Raw genomic sequence first — 23,928 nt, 5'->3', positions numbered from 1 at the left:
TTTCCCCGCACGGCGCCACGCGCGGGCGCCGGACGTGGCGCTTTCCCGGACAGGCGTGCTCCGAAGAGGCGCGCTCCGGACGGGCACGCCTCACGCCGGCGGCGTCAGTGCACCCGCTCGCCGTCGTCCTCGAACATCTGCGTCTCCATCCAGGCGTAGGCGGCTTCGGAGCCCGGCTGGTTGAACAGCACCATCAGCACGACCCACTTCAGGTCGTCGAGGTCCAGCTCATCCTGGTCCAGCGCCATCGCCCGATCGACCACCAGCTCGCGCTGGTCGGCGTCGAGGATGCCCTGCTGCTCCAGGAACATCAGGAACCCGCGGCAATCGACGTCCAGCTTGTCCAGCTCGGCACCGAAGAACACGCGCACCGGACCGTCGGCGCGGGGCGCGACCGGTTCGGAGCGGCGTGCGGCGAGGGTGTCCAGCCAGTCGAAGGCCTTGTGGATCTCGGCCGGGCTGAAACCGGCCTGGAGCAGGCCGTTCTGCAACGAGTCCCGATCCCCGGCGAGGTCTTCGTCCTGGGCGAAGTAGTGCTCGAAGAGGTAAAGCAGGACGTCGAGGATGCTTTCTTTCATGTCCCCTGACTTGCGCCGGTCGGCGCACTGGAAAGGAAGGAGGTGGAGCGTCGGCAGTAACGACCGTGCTCGACCGACACCCGCCCCTGCAACTCCATGCCGATGAGCATGGAGGAGAGGGCCGCGGCCGTCAATCCGGTGCGTTCGGCCAGTTGATCCATGGTGCTGGGGTCGTGACCGAGTGCCGACCACAACCGGTGGTGGTCGGGATCGTCGGCAGGCGATGCCGCGGGCGTCAGCGCCGCGGGCCTCGCGACCGGGCCCGCGGCCTGCAGCCGGCGCTGCAGCTCGCCGCGCAGCGCCCCGGCCCAGGCCCCGAGCGCGGCGATCACCTCGTCCGCCGATTCCACCAGCATCGCGCCGTCGCGGATCAGCCGATGGCAGCCGCGGGCCATCGGGTTGTGGATCGAACCCGGCAGCGCGAACACGTCGCGCCCGGCATCGGCGGCCAAGCGGGCGGTGATCAGCGCCCCGGAGCGGGTCGCCGCCTCGATCACCAGCGTGCCGAGGGTCAGCCCGGCGAGGATGCGGTTGCGGCTGGGGAAGTGTTCGCGGCGGGCGGCGGTGCCCGGCGGATGCTCGCTGACCACCGCGCCGGTGCGAGCGATGGCCGCCATCAGCCCGGCGTGGGACTGCGGGTACGGTACGTCCGGGCCGGTGCCGAGCACGGCGACGGTCAGGCCGTCCGCAGCCAGCGCCGCCTCGTGCGCGGCGCGATCGACGCCGGCGGCGAGCCCGCTGGTCACCGCAAACCCCGCCCGCGCCAGCGCCCGGGCGAAGTCTCGGGCGTTGTCGCGGCCACCGGCGGTGGGCCCGCGGCTGCCGACCACCGCCACCGCCGGATGCCACAGCCGCACCGGGTCGCCGTCGACGAACAGCGCCAGCGGCGGACTGCCGGCACGGCGCAGCAGCGGCGGATAGTCGGGATCGTGCCAGCCGACCAGCCGGTGCCCGGGCTGGCGCAGCCAGGCGCGGCAGCGGGCCAGCACGTCGGCCTCGAGCGCCCCAGGCTCGCCTTCGAGCGCGCGGATCTGCGGCGTGTCCAGGCCGGCCTCGCGCCAGCGCGCCCGCGGCAGGGCGCGCACGGCCGCGGGACCGCCATGGGCATCGAGCAGGTCGCGCCGCGGCGCGGTGGCGCCGCCGGGCAGCAGCAGGGCGAGCAGGGCTTCGGTGTCGGCATCGAGCGTGTCCATGCCCACAGCCTGCCCCGGACACGACGAAGGCGCCCTCGGGCGCCTTCGCGTTGTGCTGTCAGGGAATTCCGATTACGGCATGCCGAACCGCGTTACTTCGCGTCCGGACCCTTCAGGCGGTAGCCGACGCGGCTGGGCTTGGTGCTCTGCATCACCAGGCCGTAGCTGACCTTGTCGAAGGTGCGGAAGATCATGACGTGGCCGGCGTATTCGTCCGGCAGCTGCACGCGGGACCCCTTCGACACCGTCTCCTCGCCACGCCAGTAGCCGGCTTCGACGCGGTCGACCGTGTTCGAGCCCTGGCGCCAGATCGACAGCACGGTGCCGTTGTCGATGCCGTCCTGCGCGCCGACCGACAGCGCGACCACGTCGCGCGGGCCACCGCTGGTCAGCGAGTTGGCCACCGCCAGCACGCGGGCCTTGTTCTCGTCGAGCGGCTGCTTCGGCACGTGTGGGAAGAACTGCAGGTCGTACGGCTGCGCATCGACCGGGATCAGGCGGTCGCCGACGCGGACTTCGACGTTGCGGTCGTCCAGCTTCAGCGTGGTCGCCTCGACGTTGCCCTCGCGCAGCTTCACGACCGTTCCGGCGTTGACGCGCAGCAGTTCGTTGCCGAGGAACTCGTGGCCGACGTCGGCGCCGGCGGTGTCGCTCCAGCCGGTGCCGAAGCCCGGGACCAGACCGCCGCGGTAGTCGTAATGGTTGCGGGTCAGCAGGTCGCAGCACTCGCGCTTGCCGATGCGCACGTAGCGCTGGGTCGGGCGGACGATGGCGTAACGCTGGCCGAGCTGGGCGGAATCGAGGTTGCGGACGTAGACCAGATGGCCCTGCACGCCGCGGGCGATGTCTTCTTCCATGCCGACGACATAAGGCAGGGTCTTGAACTCGTCGACCACGCGCAGGTCGCGCAGGTAGGCCTCGATCTCGGACAGCGGGATGGCGTTGATGGGGCCGCCGCCGTCGTTACGCGGGCCGGGCAGGACCGAGACGCGGTCGAGGTAGGCCAGGCTGATGACGTCGCCGGGGTAAATCAGGTGCGGATTCTTGATCTGCGGGTTGGCCTGCCAGATCTCCGGCCACAGCCACGGCCGCTTCAGGAAGCGCCCCGCGATGTCCCACAGCGTGTCGCCGCGCTTCACCACATAGGTGTCGGGGTGGTCGCCACGGAACTCCTCCTGGGCCACCGCATAGGTGCCCACGGTCAGAAGGGCAATCGCGCCTGCCACCTTCACACGGTGAGAAAAGCGCTTAAGGATGCTGGCCATCTACTTGCTCCCCTTGGGATTTTCCCCAACACAACGGCCGCACTATAGCCCACAAATCCCGGCCGTTGGCAAGTCGGAAGCGGGTACAATGGCCCGGAATGGGCCTTTCGCCCGCCCCCATCGACGCAAACATGACGTCCCTCTCAATTCTCGAATTCCCCGACCCCCGGCTCCGGACCAAGGCCCGGGCCGTGGAGGCCGCCGAAATCGCCTCTCCGGACTTCCAGACCCGGCTCGACGACATGTTCGAGACCATGTACGCGGCCCCCGGCATCGGTCTGGCCGCCAGCCAGGTGGACGACCACCGCCGCTTCATGGTCATCGACGTCAGCGAGGAGAAGAACCAGCCGCTGGTCTTCATCAACCCGGAGATCGCGGTCGCCGACGGCCACCAGGTCTACCAGGAAGGCTGCCTGTCGGTGCCCGGCATCTTCGCCGACGTGACCCGCGCCAACGTCATCACCGTGAAGGCCATCGGCCGCGACGGCCAGTCGTTCGAGCTGGAGACCGACGGCCTGCTGGCGATCTGCATCCAGCACGAGATGGACCACCTCGATGGCAAGCTGTTCGTCGACTACCTCTCGCCGCTGAAGCGCGAGATGGTCCGCAAGAAGCTGGAAAAGGCGCGGCGGGCCAAGTCGGCGGCGTGAGTGTGACGCCCGATCGCCTCCGGTAGAGCGGCCTTTAGGCCGCTGCGATTCCACCGGGCAATCCACAGCGGGCTGAAGCCCGCTCTACCGAGCGCCACGCATCAGAAGTCGGCGATCGAATCCCGCCGCACCGATGGCGGTATCCGTCAGGAATCCACATGACCCTCCGCATCGTCTTCGCCGGCACGCCGGCCTTCGCCGTCCCCTGTCTGCGCGCCGCGGCGCGGCAGCACGAGGTGGTGGCGGTCTACACCCAGCCCGACCGGCCTGCCGGCCGCGGGCGCGCGCTCGCCGCTTCGCCGGTGAAGCTGGAGGCGTTGCAGCGCGGGATCGAGGTGCTGCAGCCGGAAACGCTGAAGACGCAGGTCGCGCGCGATGCGCTGCGGGCGCTGAAGCCGGACCTGATGATCGTGGTCGCCTACGGCCTGATCCTGCCGCAGAAGATCCTCGACATCCCGACGCATGGCTGCTGGAACGTCCACGCCTCGCTGCTACCGCGCTGGCGCGGCGCCGCGCCGATCCAGCGCGCGATCGAGGCCGGCGACACCGAAAGCGGCGTCTGCCTCATGCGGATGGAGAAGGGCCTGGACACCGGCCCGGTGCTGCTGTCGCAGAAGGTCGCGATCGGGCCCGACGACACCGGCGGCCAGCTGCACGACCGCCTGTCCGAACTCGGCGCGCAGGTGCTGGCCGACGGCCTCGGCCTGTTGCGTGTGGGCATCGTCCCGGTCGCGCAGCCGCAGCCCGAAGCCGGCGTGACCTACGCGCACAAGCTCGACAAGCACGAGGCGAAGCTGGACTGGACGCAGCCCGCGACCGCGCTGGCGAACAAGGTGCGCGCGTTCAACCCGTGGCCGATCGCCGAAGCGACGCTCGCCGGCGAGCGCGTGCGCATCCACGGCGCGGTCGCGCTCGACATCGCCCACGGGCGCGCACCGGGCACCGTGCTCGCGGCCGGGCGCGACGGCATCGACATCGCCTGTGGCCATGGCGCGCTGCGCATCCGCGTGCTGCAGCGTGAAGGCGGCAAGGCGATCACCGCGGCCGACTATCTGAACGCGCGGCGGGATCTCGTGGCGGCATCGGCATGAGCGCATTCCACGCATTCGATGGCGTGTGCGTACTGTCCGTCGAGGGCGTGGTGCCGTGGCGTGACTTCGGCGATGACACGCGCCCGCCCCGCATCGGAGACGAGGCCACCGTCGTGGAGGTGCTGCATGCACTCGGCCATCCGGACGGGTTCGAGTGCGAGTGCGTGGACGAAGATGGCCGTACGCTATGGTTGGCGACATTTCACGCCGAAGCGCTCGAACTGATTGCGAAGGACACCCGATGACTTCCGGCACCGCCCCCCGCCTCGCCGCCGCGCGCGTCCTCGACGCGGTGCTGCATCGCGGCCGTTCGCTGAAGGCCGAGTTCGCGAAGGCGCTGCCGACGCTGGACGATCCGCGCGACCGTGCGCTGGTCGAGGCGATCTGCTTCGCCGCGCTGCGCGAACGCGCGCGCTACGCTGCCGCGCTCGACGCCTGGGTCGCGAAGCCGCTCGCCCGCCGCGACGATCCGCTGAAGGCGCTGCTGTACGTCGGCTTCGCCCAGCTCGACGCGCTGCAGTTGCCGGCGCACGCCGCGCTCGACGCGACGGTCGAAGCGGCGCGCGCGCTCGGCCGCACGCACCAGGCCGGCATGGTCAACGCCCTGCTCCGCCGCGCCCAGCGCGAAGGCCTGCCCGCCGCCGATCCGGCGCAGGCGTGGCCGGCGTGGCTGCTGGCGGAACTGCGCCGCGACTGGCCCGACGACGCCGAGGCGATCCTCGCCGCCAGCGCCGCGCCGGCGCCGCTGTGGCTGCGGGTGAATCGCCGCCTCGGCACGCGCGACGCCTATCTCGAACGACTGCGCGAGGCCGGCATCGACGCGGTCGCCCACGACGCGCTGCCCGACGCCCTGCGCCTCGACACCTCGCGCGCCGTGGCCGAGCTGCCGGGTTTCGGGGACGGCGCGGTCTCGGTGCAGGACGCCTCGGCGCAGGCCGTGGCCGATGCACTCGCCCTCGCGCCCGGCGCCCGCGTGCTCGACGCCTGCGCCGCGCCCGGCGGCAAGGCCGCACACCTGCTGGAACGCGACCCCTCGCTGCGCATCACCGCACTCGACATCGACGCCCGCCGGCTGCGACGCACCACCGAGACGCTGGCGCGGGTCGCGCCGGGCGCCGCGGTCGAACTGAAGGCCGCCGACGCCACCTATCCGCCCGACTGGTGGGACGGAATCGCTTTCGACGCCGTGCTGATCGATGCGCCCTGCTCCGCCACCGGCATCGTGCGCCGGCAGCCGGACATCCTGCTGCATCGGCGCGAGTCCGATCTCGATGCGCTGGTCGCGACCCAGATGGCGCTGCTCGACGCGCTCTGGCCCGTGCTGGCACCGGGCGGGACGCTGGTCTACGCGACCTGTTCGCTGCTGGCCCGCGAGAACGCGGTGCAGGTCGACGCCTTCCTGTCGCGCACGCCGGACGCCATCGCCGAACCGCTCGACGCCCGCTTCGGCCATGTCGCCGGCGCCGGTCGCCAGCGCCTGCCCGGCGAGGACGGCATGGACGGGTTCTTCTACGCGAGGCTGCGCAAGCGAGCCTGACCGGCCGGTCGCGATCGATCCATCCTGCGACCCGTCCTGTGGGAGCGACGGAAGTCGCGACTGCGACCCGACGCCCTTGGCCGTTTGTCGTGACTTCCGTCGCTCCCACAAGGCAGGTCGCCGGGGCGGCCCCCGCCCCGGTCGTGCACGGGACCGCGCGAACCGACCCGGTATCATGCGCGGATGCTGAAGACCCGCGCCTCCCGTGAATTCTGGCTGCTCGCCGTCGTCGCCCTGCTGCTGCTCGGCACGGGACTCGGCCTGCGCGACCCGTGGCCCTCCGACGAACCACGCTTCACCCTCGTCGCCAAGCACATGGTCGAGAGCGGCGACTGGCTGTTCCCGCGCCGCGGCACCGAGCTGTACTCCGACAAGCCACCGATGCTGATGTGGTTCGAGGCGGTGTTCTACACGCTGGTGCGCGACTGGCGCGTCGCGTTCCTGCTGCCGTCGCTGCTGGCCGCACTGGGCACGCTGTGGTGCGTGTACGACCTCGGCCGCCGGCTGTGGACGCGCCGCGTGGGCCTGTATGCCGCGTGGGCGCTGCTGTTCACGCTGCAATTCGCGTACCAGAGCAAGAAGGCGCAGATCGATCCGCTGGTGTGCTTCTGGATCACGCTCGCGAACTACGGCCTGCTGCGCCATCTGCTGCGCGGGCCGGACTGGCGGATGTGGACGCTGGGCTGGTTCGCCGCGGGGCTGGGCACGATCACCAAGGGCGTCGGCGGCCTCGCGCTGCTGATGATCCTGCCGGCGGCGATCGCGTCGCTGCGCGGCTGGCCACAGGTCCGGCTGCATGCACGCAGCTGGCGGTTCTGGATCGGCCCGCTGGCGTTCGCGTTCGCGGCGTCGCTGTGGCTGGTGCCGATGGTGACCGCGGCGCTGCATCATTCCGAACCCGAATATCGCGCCTACCTCAACGACATTCTGTTCCGGCAGACCGCCGGGCGCTACGCGAAATCGTGGGACCACCCACAGCCGCCGTGGTACCACTTCGAGGTGATGGCGACCGCGTGGCTGCCGACGGTGCTCGCGCTGTTCTGGGCGTTCCCCGCGTGGCGCCGCCGCCTGCGCCGCCGCGATGCGCGCTACCTGCTGCCGCTGGCGTGGTGGGCGCTGATCATCCTGTTCTTCTCGATCCCGCACGGCAAACGCGACGTCTACATCATGCCGGCGCTGCCGATGATGTGCTTGGCGCTCGCCCCGCTGCTGCCGGGCATCCTGCGCCGCGCGGCCGCGAAGCGCGTCGCCATGGGTTTCGCCGCCGTGCTCGGCACGCTGCTGCTCGTCGCCGGGTTGTGGATGTGGTTCGGCGAACCGAAGTTCGAGGCGAAGCTGATGTCGGACCGCGGCTTCGTCGACGGCGGCCGCGCGCTGTACCTCATGCTGATGGCGATGGGCGCGTGGGCGCTGGCGAGCGTCGGCTGGCATCGCGTGCGCGGCGGCGAGAAGGCGCTGGCGTGGGCGCTGGGCGGCATCTGGGTGCTGTACGGGCTGATCGCGTATCCGCTGCTCAATCCGTCGAGTTCCGCGGTCGGCCTGATGGCGCACGTCGGAAAGCGCATCGGCCCCGACGCCGAACTCGGCCTCGTTGCGTGGAAGGAACAGAACCTGCTGATGGCCGACCGCCCCGCGGCGACGTTCGGTTTCCAGACGATCTGGCCCGAACAGCTCGCACGCGGCATGCGCTGGCAGGCCGAAGCGCCGGACAAGCGCTGGCTGCTGGTGCAGGAGCCCGCACTCTCGCAGTGCGTGGACAAGGCGAAGGCCGAATTCGCCGGCGTGTCCAACCGTCGCCGCTGGTGGCTGGTCCCGGCCGCCGCCGCCGACGTCGCGTGCACGCCGCACGGCATCGAGACGCAGAACCAGGCGGACGGGCAGGACGAGTGAGGCGTCGGCTTCTCCGCTCTTCGTAGGAGCGACGTGAGTCGCGACCTTTAGCCACATTGGGTCGCGACTCACGTCGCTCCTACAAAAAGCAATGTCAGCCGTCGAGCGCTTCCCACCGCGCGTACGCCTGCTCCAGCCCGGCCTGCGTCGCCGCAAGCTCCGCGTTGTGCGCGGTGACGGCGGCATGGTCGCGCTGGAAGAACGCGGGGTCGTTCATCGCGTCGGTCAGCGCGGCTATCTTCGCTTCCAGCGTTTCGATCCGCGCCGGCAGTTCGTCGAGTTCTCGCTGGTCCTTGTAGCTGAGCTTGCGCTTCGCCGGTGACGCCGCGGCGGGCGCCGGCGCGGGTGTCGCCGCGCGCACGGGCTCTGCGGCTTTCGCGCCCGATTTCGTCGCGTCAACCGGCGCCGCCCGCTGGCGGAGCCAATCGCTGTAGCCACCGACGTATTCGCCGATGCGGCCATGGCCTTCCATCACCAACGTGGAGGTGACGACGCTGTCGAGGAAGTCGCGGTCGTGGCTGACCAGCAGCAGCGTGCCTTCGTATTCGCCGAGCAGTTCTTCCAGCAGTTCCAGCGTCTCGACGTCGAGGTCGTTGGTCGGTTCGTCCATCACCAGCAGGTTGGACGGCTGCGCGAACAGCTTCGCCAGCAGCAGGCGGTTGCGCTCGCCGCCGGACAGGCGCGTGATCGGCGCGCGCGCGCGCTCCGGCGAGAACAGGAAGTCCTGCAGGTAGCCGATCGCGTGCTTCGAGCGGCCATTGATCGTCACCGAATCCTTGCCCTCGGCGACGTTCTCGATCGCGTTCCAGTCCTCGCGCAGCGTGGCGCGGTACTGGTCGAAGTACGCGACCTGCAACTGCGTGCCGACCCTGATCTCGCCGGCCTGCGGCTGCAGGTCGCCCAGCAGCAGCTTCAGCAGCGTGGTCTTGCCGCTGCCGTTGTCGCCGATCAGGCCGATGCGGTCGCCGCGCAGGATCGTGGTCGAGAAGTCCCTGACCAGCACGCGCTGGCCGAACGCGAACGTCACGTCCTTCGCCTCGATCACCTTCTTGCCGGACGCCGTCGCCTGCGCCGCTTCCATGCGCACGTTGCCGGTGAGGTCGCGCCGCGACGCGCGCTCCTCTCGCATCGCCTTCAGCCGGCGCACGCGGCCTTCGTCGCGGGTGCGGCGGGCCTTGATGCCCTGCCGGATCCACACTTCCTCCTGCGCCAGCAGCTTGTCGAAGCGTGCGTTCTCCTGCGCCTCGGCGTTGAGGCGCTCCTCGCGTCGACGCAGGTAGTTCGCCCAGTCGCCGGGCCAGCTGGTGAGCTGGCCGCGGTCGATCTCGACGATCCGCGTCGCCAGCGACCGCAGGAAGCGGCGATCGTGGGTGACGAACATCAGTGCGCCCGACCACGCCTTGAGGAAGCCTTCCAGCCAGTCGATCGCGGCGATGTCGAGATGGTTGGTCGGTTCGTCCAGCAGCAGCAGGTCCGGCGCCGAGACCAGCGCGCGCGCCAGCAGCACGCGGCGCTTCATGCCACCGGACAGCCGTCCGAAGTCGGCGTCGCCGTCGAGCTGCAGCCGCGCCAGCGTCTCGGTGACGCGCTGGTCGACCGACCAGCCGCCGGCGTCCTCGATCTTCGATTGCACCGCGGCCAGCGCGTCGGTATCGAGGGCGTCGGCGTGGATCAGGTGGTGGTAGTCCGCGAGCAGCGCACCGAGCGCGCCCAGGCCCGCGGCGACCACGTCGAACACCGTGCCGACGGCATCGCGCGGCACCTCCTGCTCCAGCCGCGCCACGCGCACGCCCGTCTCGGCGCGGATGTCGCCGTCGTCGGGTTTGATCTCGCCGGCGAGCAGCCGCAGCAGCGTCGACTTGCCGGCGCCGTTGCGGCCGATCAGGGCGATGCGTTCGCCGGGTTCGATGGCCAGGTCCACGCCGTCGAGCAGCAGCGGACCGCCGACGCCGAAGTCGACGTCATTCAGGGTCAGGATAGGCATCCGCGCAGTTTACCGGCTGGGAGCGGCGGCGGTACGCTGGCGGCCCACCCACCGATCCCCGGAGTACACCATGGCCAAAGGTATGGATCAGAAGAAGCAGGAAAAGAAGAAGCCGGAAAAGACCCTGAAGGAAAAGCGCGCGGAGAAGAAGGACAAGAAGAACGCTCGCTGAGCGGATCCGGCGAAGATCAGCGCACGGGCTGCTTGCCGGGCCCTGGCGCTGCTGCCGGCGACAGCAGCGACACGTACGCCGCTTCGGTGGCCTCCACGAAGGTGCGCAGGCCGAACGCGCGCTCGGCCTGCGCACGCGCGGCAGCGCCCATCGCGGGCAGGCAGTCGCGGGCGTCGAGCAGGCCCGCGAGCGCGCGGGCGATGGCGTCGCGGTCGCGCACGGGCACGATCCAGCCGTCGACGCCGGGGTCGATGTTTTCCGGCAGGCCGGCGTAGTCGCTGACCAGCACCGGCTTGGCCATCGCCATCATTTCGCGGCAGGCGAAGGAAATGGTCTCGACCGCGTACGACAGCACGAAGCCGGCGTCGAACGCGGCCACCGCCGGGCGCACGTCGGACAGCAGGCCGGCGAAATGGATCTGCGAGGCCAGCCCGAGCGCGGCGATGCGCTGCACCTGCTCGTCCCCCGGCGGCTTGCCGCAGAGCACGACGTGAATGCGCGCACGCTGCGCTTCGGGCAGTGTCGCCAGCGCTTCGACCAGGTCCATCCAGCCCTTGTGCAGCGCGGTGCCGGCGTTGCTGCCGAGGAGGAGCGCGTCGTCGGGACACCATGCCCGCTTCGCTTCCGCGCAGCGTTCGGCCGGCCACGGCGCGTAGTGCGCGATGTCGACGCCGTTGCGGATGCTGCGCGGCGCGCAGCGCGCGTAGGGCGACGCCTGCAGCTGGCGCAGCGTGGCGTCGCTGACGCCGATCGCCAGGTCGGTCTTCGCCGCGCGCAAGCGATGGGTGAAGCCCTGCATCGGCTTGGAGTTGTGCTTGGTGAGCACCAGCTTCGGCCACTGCGGCAGCCCGCGCAGTGCGGCGAGCACGAGCCGATGGTCGGCGGACCCGTTCACATGGACGACGTCGAACCGGTGCAGCTGCAGCAGGGCGCGCAGGCGGCGCTTCGCACGCAGCGCCTGCAGCAGTTTGCCGAGCCCGTTCGGGTACGGCTGCGCATGCACGAACACGCCGTCGAGTTGCGAGGCCTCGCGATGCAGGCGACTGCTCGCCGGCACCGCCAGATGCACCTCGTGGCGCGCCGCGAGGCCACGGGCCAGCGCCATCAGGTAGGTGGTGTGGCCGCCGCCGTCGCCGTCATGGAAGTTGGTGAGCAGCAGCTTCATGGCGGCGATTGATCAGCCGTTGCGCGCGGGCTTCAGCGCGTACGCGAGGATGCTCAGCGCGCGCTCGACGCGCTTGAACCACGTGCCGCGGGTGCGCATCGCGAGGCCGGCGTAGCGACGGATCTCGGACCAGCTCGGCGACGGCTTGGTCTTGAACTCGAACTTCACCAGCTCGACCGATTCCGGCGACACGCCGGCCATGCGCGCGTATTCGTTCACCAGTCCGCGCGAACGCAGGCGGTTGAGGTAGCGCTCGACGTGGCCGCGGTTCGACCACCAGCCGTTCTTGCCGTGGATGCGATAGCCGACGGTGCCGGTGGGCAGGAAATACTTGCGGCCGGCGAACAGGCTGGCGCCGTAGACGAGGCAGTTGTCGGCGGACAGGCGCCAGGTCTTCGTCATCTCCGGCGGCAGGTCGAGGCAGCGCTGCGCCATGGCCCGGCGCAGCGAGATCGCCGACGTCGGCGCGCCGTACCAGTGCACCAGTTCGAAGGTCGCGACCGCGGTGTAGCCGAGGTCCATCGCGCGGTCGGCGAAGGCGATCGTGCGCGATTCGTTGCCGAACAGCACGATGTCGTTGAAAATGAAATCGACGTCCCTGCGCGCGTCGTACACCGCGGCGAGCTTCTCCAGATGCGCCGGTTCCCAGCGGTCGTCGGCGTCGAGGAAGCAGACCACGTCGGCGTCGGTCGCGGCGAGGCCGCGCTGGAACGCGACCAGCTGGCCACCGTTCTCGCACATCAGCAGGGTCACGCGCGGATCGTCGCCGTAGCGTTCGCGCAGCAGGTCCTGCGAGCCATCCTTCGAGCCGTCGTCGACCACGATGACGTGCTTCGGTGCGCGCGTCTGCGCCAGCGCGCTGTCGACCGCCTCGACCACGAAATCACGGTAGTTGTAGCAGGTGACGACGACGGCAAAGGTGGTGGGCGCGGCGGGCGAGACGGCGCTCATGCCGAGCGACCTTCGCCGATGTCGGTCTCGGCCAGCAGCTTGCGGAAGTAGGCGATGGTTTCCTTCAGGCCGTCTTCCAGCGCGACCTTCGGCTCCCAACCCAGCTCGGACTTCGCCAGCGCGATGTCGGGCTGGCGCTGCTTCGGGTCGTCCGACGGCAGCGGCTTGAACACCAGCTTCGAGCGGCCGCCGACCAGCGACAGCACCTTCTCGGCGAGTTCGATCATGGTGAATTCGCCGGGGTTGCCGATGTTGATCGGGCCGGTGAACCCGGCCGGGGTCGCCATCATCCGCTCGAAGCCCTCGATCAGGTCGTCGACGTAGCAGAAGCTGCGCGTCTGCAGGCCGTCGCCGTAGATGGTGATGTCCTCGCCGCGCAGCGCCTGCACGATGAAGTTGCTGACCACGCGCCCGTCGTTGGGATGCATGCGCGGGCCGTAGGTGTTGAAGATGCGCACGACCTTGATGTCGAGGTCGTGCTGGCGGTGGTAGTCGAAGAACAGCGTCTCGGCGCAGCGCTTGCCTTCGTCGTAGCAGCTGCGGATGCCGATCGGGTTGACACGGCCCCAGTAGCCTTCCGGCTGCGGATGCACTTCCGGATCGCCGTAGACCTCGCTGGTCGAGGCCTGCAGGATGCGCGCGCGCAGCCGCTTGGCGAGACCGAGCATGTTGATCGCGCCGTGCACGCTGGTCTTCGTCGTCTGCACCGGATCGTGCTGGTAGTGCACCGGCGACGCGGGACAGGCCAGGTTGTAGATGCGGTCGACCTCGACGTACAGCGGGAAGGTCACGTCGTGGCGGACCAGCTCGAAGTACGGATGGCCGATGCGATGCGCGATGTTGCGCTTGCTGCCGGTGAAGAAATTGTCGACGCAGAGCACGTCGTGGCCGTCGTCGAGCAGGCGGTCGCACAGGTGCGAGCCGAGGAAACCGGCGCCGCCGGTCACGAGGATGCGAGCCATCGCAGGAGGGTATCCAACTGGTGCGCCGGCGTGGGGGGCGGCGGCGCGGGGTGGGGGAAGGCGGCCATTTTCGGCGATCGCCCCCCGCGCTGACCAGCCTCGGCCCGGCCCGGGACGCGATCGGGACCGCGACCGGGGTCGCGCAACCGGCAATCGTTCAGGAGCTGCAGGACAGCGCGCCGCAGCCGGGACGGTCCCGGGCCCAGTCCGGCCGCTTCGCCGCGAACGACTCGCGTTCCGGGCGATCGTCGTAGGGGCGGCGCATCGCCTCCAGCAGTTCGTCGATGGCCGCGACGTCGCCGGCCTCGGCGCGATCGATGGCCTGCTGCGCCAGCCAGTTGCGCAGCACCACCTGCGGATTGGCCAGGCGCATGCGTTCGCGTCGGACGTCGGCAGGCAGCGGATCGTCGGCCACGCGCGCGGCGTAGCGCGCGAGCCACGCGCGCAGGTCTGCGTCGTGCGCGAGGCGCTTCGCCGGATCGTAGAACGCGGCTTCGAGCGGCGCGGGATCTTCGCCGACCAGATCGATCAGGCCGCGGAACCACAGCGTCATGTCGATCTCGGCCGCGTGCATCAGCGCATGCAGGTCGCGGACCAGCGCGACGTCGTCGTCGCGGCATTCGGCGAAGCCGAGCTTGCGCGCGATGTTGTCGCGGTCGGCCTGCGCATACGCGGCGCCGAACGCATCGATGCCGGCCGTCAGCGGCGCAGCACTGCCGAACAGCGGCGACAGCGCCTGCGCGAGGCGCATGAGGTTCCAGCGCGCGATCGCCGGCTGCCAGCCGAAGCGGTAGCGGCGGCCACCGGCGTCGGTGGTGTTGGGCGTCCAGTCGGGATCGTAGGCGTCGATCCAGCCGTACGGGCCGTAGTCGATGGTCAGCCCGAGGATCGACATGTTGTCGGTGTTGAGCACGCCGTGCACGAACCCAACGCGCATCCATTCGGCGGCCAGCCGCGCGGTGCGCGTGCAGATCTCGGCGAACCAGTCGCCGTACAGCGACTCGCCCTCGCCGCGCAGGTGCGGGAAATCGCGGCGGATGGCGAAATCGGCGAGCGCGCGCAGCAGGTCGGTCTCGCCGCGCGACGCCGGCAGCTCGAAATGGCCGAAGCGCAGGAACGACGGCGCGACCCGGCACACCACCGCGCCCGGCTCGGGCTTCGGATGGCCGTCGTAGAACATGTCGCGGACCACGTCCTCGCCGGTGGCGACCAACGACAGTGCGCGCGTCGTCGGCACGCCGAGGTGGTGCATGGCCTCGCTGCACAGGAACTCGCGGATCGACGAGCGCAGCACCGCACGGCCGTCGGCAAAGCGCGCGTACGGCGTGGGCCCGGCGCCCTTGAGCTGGAGTTCGAGCCGCGTGCCGTCCGCTTTCACCGTTTCGCCGAGACTGATCGCGCGGCCGTCGCCCAGCTGCCCGGCCCAATTGCCGAACTGGTGGCCGCCGTAGTTGGTCGCGAGCGGGTCCATGCCCGGCAGCCGCGCGTTGCCGGCGAACACCTGCGCGAACGCCTCCGACGCGGTGTCCGCTTCACTGAAACCCAGCGCCTCCGCCATCTCGCGCGACACCGCGAGCGTGCGCGGCGCCGCGACCGGCGTCGGCGCGACCCGCGACCACACCGCCCCGCGCACCTCGCGCCGGCGCGGGCCGGATTCGGGATCGCCGGGCAGTTCGGCGAGGAGACGGTTGTCGAAAACCAGGTTGTCGAAGGTCAGGGTGTCGAGCATGCGGGGAGTGTCGGTCCGAAAAGGGGGTGCAAAGCGTCGATCAAAAGCCCGTCATCCTCGCGCAAGCGAGGACCCACGCATGATCGCCGCTGAACCCTGGGTCCTCGCTTGCGCGAGGATGACGATGATTTTTCCGCGCGAGCGTGACGGAAGGGCGGCGACAAGCATCGATGCGGCGCGAATCGCGCCGGCATCGCTCACTCCACCTTCTGCCCGCGCTCCAGCATCCACAGCATGATCGTCTTCTGGCGCACGTAGTTGGCGCGGACGTAGGCGTAGACCAGGCCGTGCCAGCCTTCGAGGAAGCCCAGTCGGAACACGTAGCCGCGCCAGAAGCGCCACGCCGGTGACAGGATCAGCTTGCCGAGCGACGCGCGCTTGCCGCGGGCGAATTCGTGCTCGGCCATCATCCGCGCATAGCGCTCGGTCTTCTGCAATTGCTGCATCAGCGAGCGGTACGGGTAGTGGATGAGGTCGCCCGGCAGCGTCTTCACCGCGCCGTCGACGCTCGCGGCCTCGTGGATCTCGCGCGTGCCGCGCCAGCCGCCACGGCGGCGATCGAACAGCCGCAGCACGCGATCCGGATAGGCGTTGCCGCGGCGCAGGAAGCGGCCGAAGTATTCGCTGAGCCGCGCGAAGCGATAGCCGGCGGCACCCGCGAAACCGCGGTCGCGTTCGGCGAGGATCGCGGCCTTCAGCTCCGGGCTCACTCGCTCGTCGGCGTCCAGGCACAGCACCCAGTCGTGCGCGGCCTGCTCCACCGCGAACTGCTTCTGGCTGCGGAAGCCGGTGAAGGCGCGGTCGAACACCCGCGCGCCGGCGGCCTCGCACAGCGCCCGGGTGCCGTCGGTCGACCCGGAGTCGACCACCACGATGTCGTCGCAGAACGCCAGCGACGCCAGGCAGTCGCCGATGCGGTCGGCCTCGTTGAAGGCGATAATCACCGCCGAGACGGGCACGGCGGACGAAGGCGAGGACGTGGCGATGGCGGAATACCTGTTGTTCGCGACCGAGCGGTATGCGCTGCCGATCCTGCAGCCGCTGGCCGATGCGCTGCAGGCGGCGGGTCACGGCGTGCACGCCTGGTTCGCGGACGGCGCCGCGGGCGCGCGCCTGCCGGACCCGGTCCGCATGATAAGCCTGCGCGAGGCGGTGGCGCTGCGACCGCGGGCGGTGTTCAGCGCGGCCAACTGGGTGCCGACCTTCCTGACCGGGCCGAAGGTGCAGCTCTTCCACGGCTTCAACGTCGAGAAGCGCGACGCCGCCCGCGGCCATTTCCGCGTGCGCGGCCTGTTCGACCTCTACTGCACGCAGGGCCCGGCGACGACCGGCCCGTTCCGCGAGATCGCCGCGCGGCATCCGCATTTCGCCGTGGTCGAGACCGGCTGGCCGAAGCTCGACCCGCTGTTCCGCGACGACCACGGCGCCTCGGCCGTGCTGCGCGCGCCGGCGAACGGCCGCCCGACCGTGCTGTTCGCCTCGACCTTCACCGAGCGCCTGAGCGCGGCGCCGCACCTGTTCGACGCCATTGCCGCCGAGGTCGCGCGCGGCGAGCGCTACTGGCTGCTGACCCTGCACCCGAAGTGCGCGCCCGAGCTGTTCGACCGCTACCGCGGCCTCGCCGGCGCGAACGCGGCGTTCGTCGAGACCGAACAGCTGATGGCCGCGCAGCGCGCCGCCGACGTGCTGGTGGCCGACACCACGTCGGTGGTCTCGGAGTTCGTGGTCCAGCACAAGCCCGTCGTCACTTTGCGCAATCGCGCGCCGAAGCCGCACATGCTGGATTTCGACGACCCGGCGCAGCTGCCGGCGATGCTCGACCGCGCGTTCGCGCCGACGCCCGAACTGCAGGCGGCGATCGTGGCCTACGCGGACGCCATCCACCCGTACCGCGACGGGCAGTCGTCGGAACGCGTCATCGCGGCGACGGAGGACCTGATCGCAGGCCGCCTCGGCCGCCTGCGCGGCAAACCGCTGGGCGGGCGTTTCCGCGCGCTGCAGATCCGCTCGAAGCTGGGGTATTGGGGGAGCGGCCGCGCTTAGCCGATGCCCTATCGGCATCGGCTGCGGACGCGAGCGCCAAGCCATGGATGGCTTGGCCGGGCGATCCGGAGACGCTGTCGCTGCGCCATGGAGGGCATCATCAACGGTTGCCCGCAGCGACGACCCGCTTCACCACCGCAACGACTGCCGCGCCTGCGTGCGGCCGAGGCGTTCGAACAGCGCGCGGGCGTCGGCTTCGGGCAGGAAGCGCAGCTGCAGCGGCTTCTCCATCGCGTTGCCGCCGGCGGTGTCCAGCAGCAGCCGGGCCATGCCGAGCATGCGGTCGACCGGCGTCTGGCCCCAGCGGATCGCATGCAGCTTGCCGATCTCGGCGAAGCGCCACTCGCGCGTCCACCAGCCGCCGCGCACGGCGACGAGGCGATCGTCCGCCGCGTAGCCGGCGTGACGCGCGTTCTGCCACGCGATGTAGGCGATCCACGGCACCCACAGCGCGACGAAGATCAGCCCCAGCTTGCCGAGGCGCCACCAGGCGACCGCGCCGATCGCGCAGGCCAGCAGCAGGTGCGGCAGGAACAGCCGCCAGAACGCCAGCCGGTGCAGCGGCTTCCATTCGGCCGGCGGCCACTGCATCTGCGGGGCGAGATGGCGGATCAGCGCATCGCAGCGCTCGGGCGTGGCCACCGGCGCCAGTTCGCGCAGCGAGCGTGGATGGTGGTGGCGCGATCCGTTCTCCAGCACCGCGGTGCTGACCTCCAGCGTGCGCCGGCCGAACCAGCGGTGCAGCATCCCTTCGTGCAGGATCCAGGACTGGATGCGCCGACGCGGCGTGCTGGTGCGCAGACGCGTCAGCAGGCCGCGCTCCAGGGTGAGGCGGCGGCCGTGTTCCTCCAGCCGGAAGCCGGCGTAGTTCAGCAGCGCGATGCCGATCGAGAACAGCCGCAGCACCAGCACGAAGCCCACGATCAGCACCAGCGCGGCGCTGGCCACGTGGCCGTGGCCGAAGCCCGAGAAGAAGCCCTCGAACACGCCGAACATCGCCCGCCCCCACTTCTCCAGCAGGTCGGAGATCAGGTCCGGGCTGAACTGGGCGAGCGCGGCGAACGCGCCGCCGACCACGATCATGCCGCGGTTGGAGATCAGGCCCAGGCGCACGATGTCGCCCGGCGACAGCGCGTACAGCACTTCGCCCACCGGCGTGGTCTCGTGCGCCTCGGCAACGGTCTCGCCGCGGCGGCGGCGCACCAGCGCCTCCAGCGCCAGCGCGTCGGAGAGCTTCAGCACGCGCATCTCGGCCTCGGGCTTGATGCCGCCGGCCGACTCCAGCCGCACCTCGGCCACGCCGAACATGCGATGCAGCAGCGTCTGGTGCAGGGCGACGTTCTGGATCCGCGCGAACGGGATCTCGCGCAGGCTGCGTTCCAGCATGCCGCTGCGGATCTGCAGGCTGTCGTGGCCGATGCGGAACCGGTAGGTGTAGTAGCGCCAGATCGACAGCGTCGCCAGCACGCAGATCACCACCACCGACCACAGGTCGTTGCGGTCGCCGCGGCCGAAGAACAGCAGCACCAGGATCGGGAAGATGAACTGCTTCAAGTGCGCCAGCAGCACGAACAGCCACGACAGCGGATGCAGCCGGCGCTCCGGCTGCAAGGCGGGCGAAGGCGCCGGCGCGGCCACGGCCTCAGGCGCGATCGTCATCGTCGCTCGCCTGGCGTTCGATCTCGCGGCTGAAGTGCTCGCGCAGGCGCTCGGCGACGGTCTCGTCCAGGCCCGACACGTGCACGCCGCCCAGCCGGGTGCCGGCGGTGTGCAGCACCAGCGACGCCAGCCGCTGCGTGCGCTCCAGCGGCCCGCGCTTGATGTCGAGGTGCTGCACGCGCGAGGTCGGCACCTGCGTCTCCCACAGCCACAGCCGGCCGCGCCGCACCGCGAAGCCGTCGGTATCCAGGCGCCAGAAGGTGTAGCGGTAGCGGCGGAACGCGATCCACAGCGCGCCGAGCGCGATCAGCACCCAGCCGACCGCGATCGCCGTGGGCACGAGGTGGCCGTGGTGGTAGTGGATGAACAGCCGGCGCAGGATCAGGCTGAGGATCGCGCCGGGGATCAGCGAGGACACCAGCGAAGCCACCACGAACACCCCGAACGCGCGCTTCGGCAGGCGCTGCCAGCCCACGGGCCCGTCCCAGGCGGCGGAGTGCTCGGGCGCGGCGGCGGTCGCGGCGGGCACAGGTACCGGCGCGGGCACATCGTCCATGGTGGCCAGCGGTTCGGTCATGCGCGGCGTTCCTGCAGGTCGCGGTAGGGGTTGTGGAACGGGTTCATCGACGGGTGCAGCGTGTAGCGCTTGTAGGTCCATTGGTACTGGGCCGGATCGCGCGCGGCTATCCGCTCCACCGCCGCGTTCAGGGCCGCGGTGGCGATCATCGTATCCGCAGACGCGATCTCCGCCGGTGCCGGCTCGATCCGCAGCGCGAAGGCGAGGTCGCCGATGCGCTCGCAGTACGCGAACAGCACGGTCGCGCCGCTGCGCTCGGCCAGCCGCGGCAGCAGGGTCATGGTGTAGGCCGGGCGGCCGAAGAAGGGCGCGAACTCGCCGTCGCCGCTCTTGGGCTGCTGGTCCGGCAGGATGCCGACCACGCCACCGCCGCGCAGGCGCTTGAACAGCTGGCGGATGCCCGCCGCCTCGGCGCGGATCTGCTCGACCCGGCCGTCGTCGTCGGCACGCACGATGCGCAGGAAGGCCTCGCCCAGCGCCGACTCCGGCGGCCGGTACAGGATCGCCAGCGGCGTGTGCGCCGCCAGCCATTGGTTCAGCAGTTCCCAGTTGCCGTAGTGCGGTGCCGCGACGATCACCCCGCGCCCGGATGCGATCGCGGCGTCGAACAGGTCGACGCCTTCGGTCTCGCGGATCAGCCGCAGGTTGTCGGCGTGCGGCCGGGTCCACAGCCGCAGGGTTTCCAGCGCCTGCCGGGCGGTGGTGCGCAGGATCGCCCGCTGCAGGACGTCGCGCTCGCTGGCGGACAACTGCGGGTAGGCCAGCTCGAGATTGCGCGCCGCCACCCGGCTCTCGCGGGCGCCGATCCGCCGCCACAGCGCGGCGATGGCATCGGCCAGCCGGCGCAGCCACGCCCAGGGCAGGCGCGCCAGGGCCGCGGCGGTGAGATAGAGGAGTCGGGCGAACGCATCGGTCATCGCGGGAAGTCTACCGGCAGCCTCCCCTTGCGGCGCCGGGCGATCCCGGTGATCCTCGCCCGCCCCTGCCCCGCCTCGCCCGGAGTCGCCATGCTCGCCCTGATCCAGCGCGTGACCGACGCCCGGGTGACCGTCGCCGGCGAGACGGTCGGCGCGATCGGCCCCGGCCTGCTGGCGCTGGTGGGCGTGGAGCCGGGCGACGGCGCGGCGCAGGTGGCGAAGCTCGGCGACCGCCTGCTGCGCTACCGGGTGTTCTCCGACCCCGCCGGCAAGATGAACCTGTCGCTGGCCGACACCGGCGGCGGGTTGCTGCTGGTCAGCCAGTTCACCCTGGCTGCCGACACCCGGTCCGGCCTGCGCCCCAGCTTCAGCACCGCCGCCCCGCCGGCGGAAGCCGAGAAGACCTTCGAAGAATTGGCCGCCTACTGCCGGCAACACCACGCGAACGCCGTCGAAACCGGCCGCTTCGGCGCCGACATGCAGGTCGCGCTGGTCAACGACGGGCCGGTCACCTTCCTGCTCCGCGTCTGAACCCCGGGCGTCCGCCGGCCCCGACGGCTTGAATGCCCGCCGCCCGCGCACCACATCGCCCGCCGGAAGCCTCTTCATCCTCATCGGCTTCCCGGCCCGGCACCCGCCCCCGCTGCGCCTGCCCCGCCACGACGCTTTCGCCCGCGCACCGCCTCCCGTCCGGCGCGCGGCCCCGGTTTCGCCCCGGGGCGGTTATAATTACGGGTTCACTTTTTCCAACGGTGGCGTCCCCATGGCCAACGAACGTCCGGCTCCCCAGTCCGACATCAAGCAGCTGATCAGCAAGGGCCTGGAGCAGGGCTATCTGACCTATGCCGAGGTCAACGATCATCTTCCCGACGATCTCGTCGATCCGGAGCAGATCGAAGACATCATCGGCATGATCAACGGCATGGGCATCGAGGTGCACGAAGTCGCGCCCGATGTCGACACGCTGCTGCTCGCCGACGGCAACACCGGCGGCCGCGAGGTCGACGACACCGCGGCCGAGGAAGCCGCCGCCACCCTGACCGCCCTCGACGGCGAAGGCGGCCGCACCACCGACCCGGTGCGCATGTACATGCGCGAGATGGGCACGGTCGAGCTGCTGACCCGCGAAGGCGAGATCGCGATCGCCAAGCGCATCGAGGAAGGCCTGACCCAGATGATGTCGGCGCTGGCCAGCTTCCCGTGGTCGGTGCAGCTGCTGCTCGAAGAGTACGAACTGCACAAGGCCGGCAAGAAGCGCCTGGCCGACATCGTCGCCGGCTTCAACGACGTCGAGGAACCCGCCGAGGAGATCCCGGTCGCCGAGATCGCCGACGATGCCGCGGTCGCCGACGAGGTCGACGAAGGCGAGGAAGACGACGTCGCCGGCGCCGACGACAGCGCGCCGACCGGCCCGGATCCGGCCGAGGTCGCGCGCCGCATGGAACTGCTGTCGGCCAGCTACGCCAAGTTCCAGAAGACCTATGCGAAGAACGGCGCCGGCAACAAGGCCGTGGCCGCGCTGCGCCAGGAAATGGCCGACCAGTTCATGACCCTGAAGCTGCCGCTGGCGCTCACCGACACGCTGGTGCGCAAGCTGCGCGAAGTGCTGGGCCAGGTCAAGGAACACGAACGCCGCATCCTCGACCTGTCCACCCGCATCGCGCGCATGCCGCGCAAGGACTTCATCCGCGCGTGGGAAGGCAACCAGACCAACCTGGGCTGGGTCGACGAGATGCTCAAGCGCAAGCAGAAGTGGTCGTCGGGCCTGCGCGAGGTGAAGGACCAGATCATCGCCGAGCAGGAAGCGACCATCGCCATCGAGCAGGCGCTGTTCCTCGACCTCGCCGACATCAAGGACATCAGCCGCGCGATGGCCTACGGCGAAGCGAAGGCGCGCAAGGCGAAGAAGGAAATGGTCGAGGCCAACCTGCGCCTCGTGATCTCGATCGCCAAGAAGTACACCAACCGCGGCCTGCAGTTCCTCGACCTCATCCAGGAAGGCAACATCGGCCTGATGAAGGCGGTCGACAAGTTCGAATACCGCCGCGGCTACAAGTTCTCGACCTACGCCACGTGGTGGATCCGCCAGGCGATCACCCGCTCGATCGCCGACCAGGCGCGCACCATCCGCATCCCGGTGCACATGATCGAGACGATCAACAAGCTCAACCGCATCAGCCGCCAGATGCTGCAGCAGTACGGCCGCGAGGCGACCCCGGAGGAGCTGGCGAAGGAGATGGACATGCCGGAGGACAAGATCCGGAAGGTCCTGAAGATCGCCAAGGAACCGATCTCGATGGAAACCCCGATCGGCGACGACGAGGACAGCCACCTCGGCGACTTCATCGAGGACACCAACGTCGAGTCCCCGATCGAGAACACCACCAACATCAACCTGCAGGAAACCGTGCGGGACGTGCTGGCCGGCCTCACCCCGCGCGAAGCCAAGGTGCTGCGCATGCGCTTCGGCATCGACATGAACACGGACCACACGCTGGAGGAAGTCGGCAAGCAGTTCGACGTCACCCGCGAGCGCATCCGCCAGATCGAAGCCAAGGCCCTGCGCAAGCTGCGCCATCCGAGCCGCTCGGAACAGCTCCGCTCGTTCCTCGACATCGACTGACGCCACTCGGCGCCGTCGTCGACACGATCCGACGAAGAGCCCGCCGCAAGGCGGGCTTTTTCGTAGAATGCGGCTGACGCGGGCCTATAGCTCAACGGTTAGAGCAGGGGACTCATAATCCCTTGGTTCCAGGTTCGAATCCTGGTGGGCCCACCATCGCACCGAAACAAACCGCTCTCTGCAGCTTTGCGAAACCCACTTATTTTGCAGGGTTTCCGCGAATTCCCCTTGGACTTTACACACGCGCTACATCGCGCGTTCTGGCGGATTTTTCGCCAAATTCTCTCTCTCTTTCTCCGTCGCCTTGGACTTCACGAAAGCCGAGTCCAATCGATGATTTTCCGATTTCTTTGCGGATCAACGATTTACGCTTGGACTCGGGAGAGCAGTTTTTTGGCCTCGATGCCTATCAAGCGCGATGCAAACGCGATTGGGGCAAGTGATGTCGGTATCGCAGTCCGTAGCAACCCCACGCAACGAAATCCACTTGATGTGGCTACGGACTTGCTTTCGGATACGTTCATCAACTCGCCGTCGCGCCAGAGGCCTTGTCGTCCGCGATCGCCAGGTCCCAGTGCGCTTCCAGTACGTCCACCAAGCGCTTCTGGCGCTCGGCCAGAAGTGCTGGCGTCCAGCCCTTCTCCGACCTGACCTCCTGAGTCAGCACGAAAGGTGAGGCGGTGCCCTTGCCTTTGAAGTAGACGCCCTTCTTCGTTGTGAAGTCTAGGTTGTGACCTGAGACGAATCATGTAGCCGACCGGCAGGTGAGTTCTCTACCCTCGACAGACAAGGAGAACTCATGAAAAAGCGTTTCACCGACGAGCAGGTCATCGCGATCCTGCGGGAAGCCGAAGCGGGCGCGGCGCCGATCAAGGCGCTGTGCAAGAAGCACAACATCAGCGAGCAGACGTTCTTCCGCTGGCGCAACCGCTTCGGCGGGAT

The 23,928-nt window shown here is 69.8% G+C and carries 21 protein-coding genes and 1 tRNA gene; 10 read left to right on the top strand and 12 right to left on the bottom strand.

The genetic code is table 11. The annotated features are described in order from the left end of the window. Positions 1-104: 104 nt before the first annotated feature. The 3 genes from ACT53Q_RS13790 to ACT53Q_RS13780 all read right to left on the bottom strand — a co-directional run bounded on the left by ACT53Q_RS13790 (position 105) and on the right by ACT53Q_RS13780 (position 3,036). Positions 105-578, bottom strand: a complete 474-nt coding sequence (locus ACT53Q_RS13790; RefSeq protein ID WP_476187225.1) for a DUF494 family protein — start codon at positions 576-578, stop codon at positions 105-107. Then, a complete protein-coding gene (gene dprA, locus ACT53Q_RS13785) occupies positions 575-1,771 on the bottom strand; it encodes a DNA-processing protein DprA (protein WP_476187224.1) in 1,197 nt (398 codons plus the stop codon). Before dprA ends, ACT53Q_RS13790 begins: the two co-directional genes overlap by 4 nt. A gap of 92 nt (positions 1,772-1,863) precedes the next feature. Then, positions 1,864-3,036 carry a LysM peptidoglycan-binding domain-containing protein gene (locus ACT53Q_RS13780; protein ID WP_476187223.1) on the bottom strand — a complete coding sequence of 391 codons (1,173 nt, stop codon included), beginning with the start codon at positions 3,034-3,036 and terminating at the stop codon, positions 1,864-1,866. Between the two features lie 131 nt (positions 3,037-3,167). On the opposite strand from ACT53Q_RS13780, the gene def reads away from it, so the two are divergent. From def to ACT53Q_RS13755, 5 genes are all read left to right on the top strand, one after another. Further along, positions 3,168-3,686 carry a peptide deformylase gene (gene def, locus ACT53Q_RS13775; RefSeq protein WP_476187222.1) on the top strand — a complete coding sequence of 173 codons (519 nt, stop codon included), beginning with the start codon at positions 3,168-3,170 and terminating at the stop codon, positions 3,684-3,686. Between the two features lie 158 nt (positions 3,687-3,844). Further along, positions 3,845-4,777 carry a methionyl-tRNA formyltransferase gene (gene fmt, locus ACT53Q_RS13770; RefSeq protein WP_476187221.1) on the top strand — a complete coding sequence of 311 codons (933 nt, stop codon included), beginning with the start codon at positions 3,845-3,847 and terminating at the stop codon, positions 4,775-4,777. Continuing rightward, positions 4,774-5,022: a hypothetical protein gene (locus tag ACT53Q_RS13765; protein WP_476187220.1), complete on the top strand. Its 249-nt coding sequence runs from the start codon at positions 4,774-4,776 to the stop codon at positions 5,020-5,022. Before fmt ends, ACT53Q_RS13765 begins: the two co-directional genes overlap by 4 nt. Next, positions 5,019-6,314 (top strand): 16S rRNA (cytosine(967)-C(5))-methyltransferase RsmB, encoded by a 1,296-nt coding sequence (gene rsmB, locus ACT53Q_RS13760; protein ID WP_476187219.1) that lies wholly within the window; start codon positions 5,019-5,021, stop codon positions 6,312-6,314. The genes ACT53Q_RS13765 and rsmB overlap by 4 nt, the downstream gene beginning before the upstream one ends. A gap of 183 nt (positions 6,315-6,497) precedes the next feature. Next, entirely contained in the window at positions 6,498-8,204 is a 1,707-nt protein-coding gene (locus ACT53Q_RS13755) for an ArnT family glycosyltransferase (RefSeq protein ID WP_476187218.1), read from the top strand. 94 nt (positions 8,205-8,298) lie between these two features. Here the strand turns inward: ACT53Q_RS13755 and ACT53Q_RS13750 are convergent, their stop codons facing one another. The 6 genes from ACT53Q_RS13750 to ACT53Q_RS13725 form a co-directional block, all read right to left on the bottom strand. Beyond that, positions 8,299-10,188 carry an ATP-binding cassette domain-containing protein gene (locus tag ACT53Q_RS13750; RefSeq protein WP_476187217.1) on the bottom strand — a complete coding sequence of 630 codons (1,890 nt, stop codon included), beginning with the start codon at positions 10,186-10,188 and terminating at the stop codon, positions 8,299-8,301. A gap of 188 nt (positions 10,189-10,376) precedes the next feature. Beyond that, positions 10,377-11,525 carry a glycosyltransferase gene (locus tag ACT53Q_RS13745; protein WP_476187216.1) on the bottom strand — a complete coding sequence of 383 codons (1,149 nt, stop codon included), beginning with the start codon at positions 11,523-11,525 and terminating at the stop codon, positions 10,377-10,379. A gap of 12 nt (positions 11,526-11,537) precedes the next feature. Beyond that, positions 11,538-12,476, bottom strand: a complete 939-nt coding sequence (locus ACT53Q_RS13740; protein ID WP_476187215.1) for a glycosyltransferase family 2 protein — start codon at positions 12,474-12,476, stop codon at positions 11,538-11,540. Beyond that, entirely contained in the window at positions 12,473-13,438 is a 966-nt protein-coding gene (locus ACT53Q_RS13735) for a UDP-glucuronic acid decarboxylase family protein (protein WP_476187214.1), read from the bottom strand. Before ACT53Q_RS13735 ends, ACT53Q_RS13740 begins: the two co-directional genes overlap by 4 nt. Positions 13,439-13,595: 157 nt before the next feature. After that, a complete protein-coding gene (locus ACT53Q_RS13730) occupies positions 13,596-15,167 on the bottom strand; it encodes a protein adenylyltransferase SelO (RefSeq protein ID WP_476187213.1) in 1,572 nt (523 codons plus the stop codon). A 197-nt stretch (positions 15,168-15,364) separates the two neighbouring features. Further along, positions 15,365-16,126 carry a glycosyltransferase family 2 protein gene (locus ACT53Q_RS13725; protein ID WP_476187212.1) on the bottom strand — a complete coding sequence of 254 codons (762 nt, stop codon included), beginning with the start codon at positions 16,124-16,126 and terminating at the stop codon, positions 15,365-15,367. 25 nt (positions 16,127-16,151) lie between these two features. Here ACT53Q_RS13725 and ACT53Q_RS13720 point away from each other — a divergent pair, with 25 nt between their 5' ends. After that, complete coding sequence (locus tag ACT53Q_RS13720) at positions 16,152-17,210, top strand: CDP-glycerol glycerophosphotransferase family protein (RefSeq protein WP_476187543.1); 1,059 nt, start codon at positions 16,152-16,154, stop codon at positions 17,208-17,210. A 129-nt stretch (positions 17,211-17,339) separates the two neighbouring features. On the opposite strand, the gene ACT53Q_RS13715 is transcribed toward ACT53Q_RS13720, so the two are convergent. Genes ACT53Q_RS13715 through ACT53Q_RS13705 form a run of 3 tightly spaced genes read right to left on the bottom strand, consistent with a single transcriptional unit; the run spans position 17,340 to position 20,363 of the window. After that, positions 17,340-18,869, bottom strand: coding sequence for a PH domain-containing protein (locus tag ACT53Q_RS13715; RefSeq protein WP_476187211.1), 1,530 nt, complete (start codon positions 18,867-18,869; stop codon positions 17,340-17,342). Continuing rightward, positions 18,853-19,446, bottom strand: coding sequence for a PH domain-containing protein (locus tag ACT53Q_RS13710; RefSeq protein ID WP_476187210.1), 594 nt, complete (start codon positions 19,444-19,446; stop codon positions 18,853-18,855). Before ACT53Q_RS13710 ends, ACT53Q_RS13715 begins: the two co-directional genes overlap by 17 nt. Continuing rightward, positions 19,443-20,363, bottom strand: a complete 921-nt coding sequence (locus ACT53Q_RS13705) for a lauroyl acyltransferase (protein WP_476187209.1) — start codon at positions 20,361-20,363, stop codon at positions 19,443-19,445. The genes ACT53Q_RS13710 and ACT53Q_RS13705 overlap by 4 nt, the downstream gene beginning before the upstream one ends. A gap of 90 nt (positions 20,364-20,453) precedes the next feature. On the opposite strand from ACT53Q_RS13705, the gene dtd reads away from it, so the two are divergent. From dtd to ACT53Q_RS13685, 4 genes are all read left to right on the top strand, one after another. Then, entirely contained in the window at positions 20,454-20,894 is a 441-nt protein-coding gene (dtd, locus tag ACT53Q_RS13700; protein WP_476187208.1) for a D-aminoacyl-tRNA deacylase, read from the top strand. Between the two features lie 232 nt (positions 20,895-21,126). Then, positions 21,127-22,986, top strand: coding sequence for an RNA polymerase sigma factor RpoD (gene rpoD, locus ACT53Q_RS13695; RefSeq protein WP_476187207.1), 1,860 nt, complete (start codon positions 21,127-21,129; stop codon positions 22,984-22,986). Positions 22,987-23,066: 80 nt separating this feature from the next. Beyond that, positions 23,067-23,142 (top strand) — tRNA-Ile (locus ACT53Q_RS13690). 643 nt (positions 23,143-23,785) lie between these two features. Then, a partial coding sequence (locus ACT53Q_RS13685) for a transposase (RefSeq protein WP_476185785.1) occupies positions 23,786-23,928 on the top strand: 143 nt, incomplete at its 3' end.

Source organism: Lysobacter sp. DMC97 (assembly GCF_056313745.1).
Note: the sequence above shows the minus strand (reverse complement) of the source record. Positions and strands in the feature narration are given on the sequence as shown.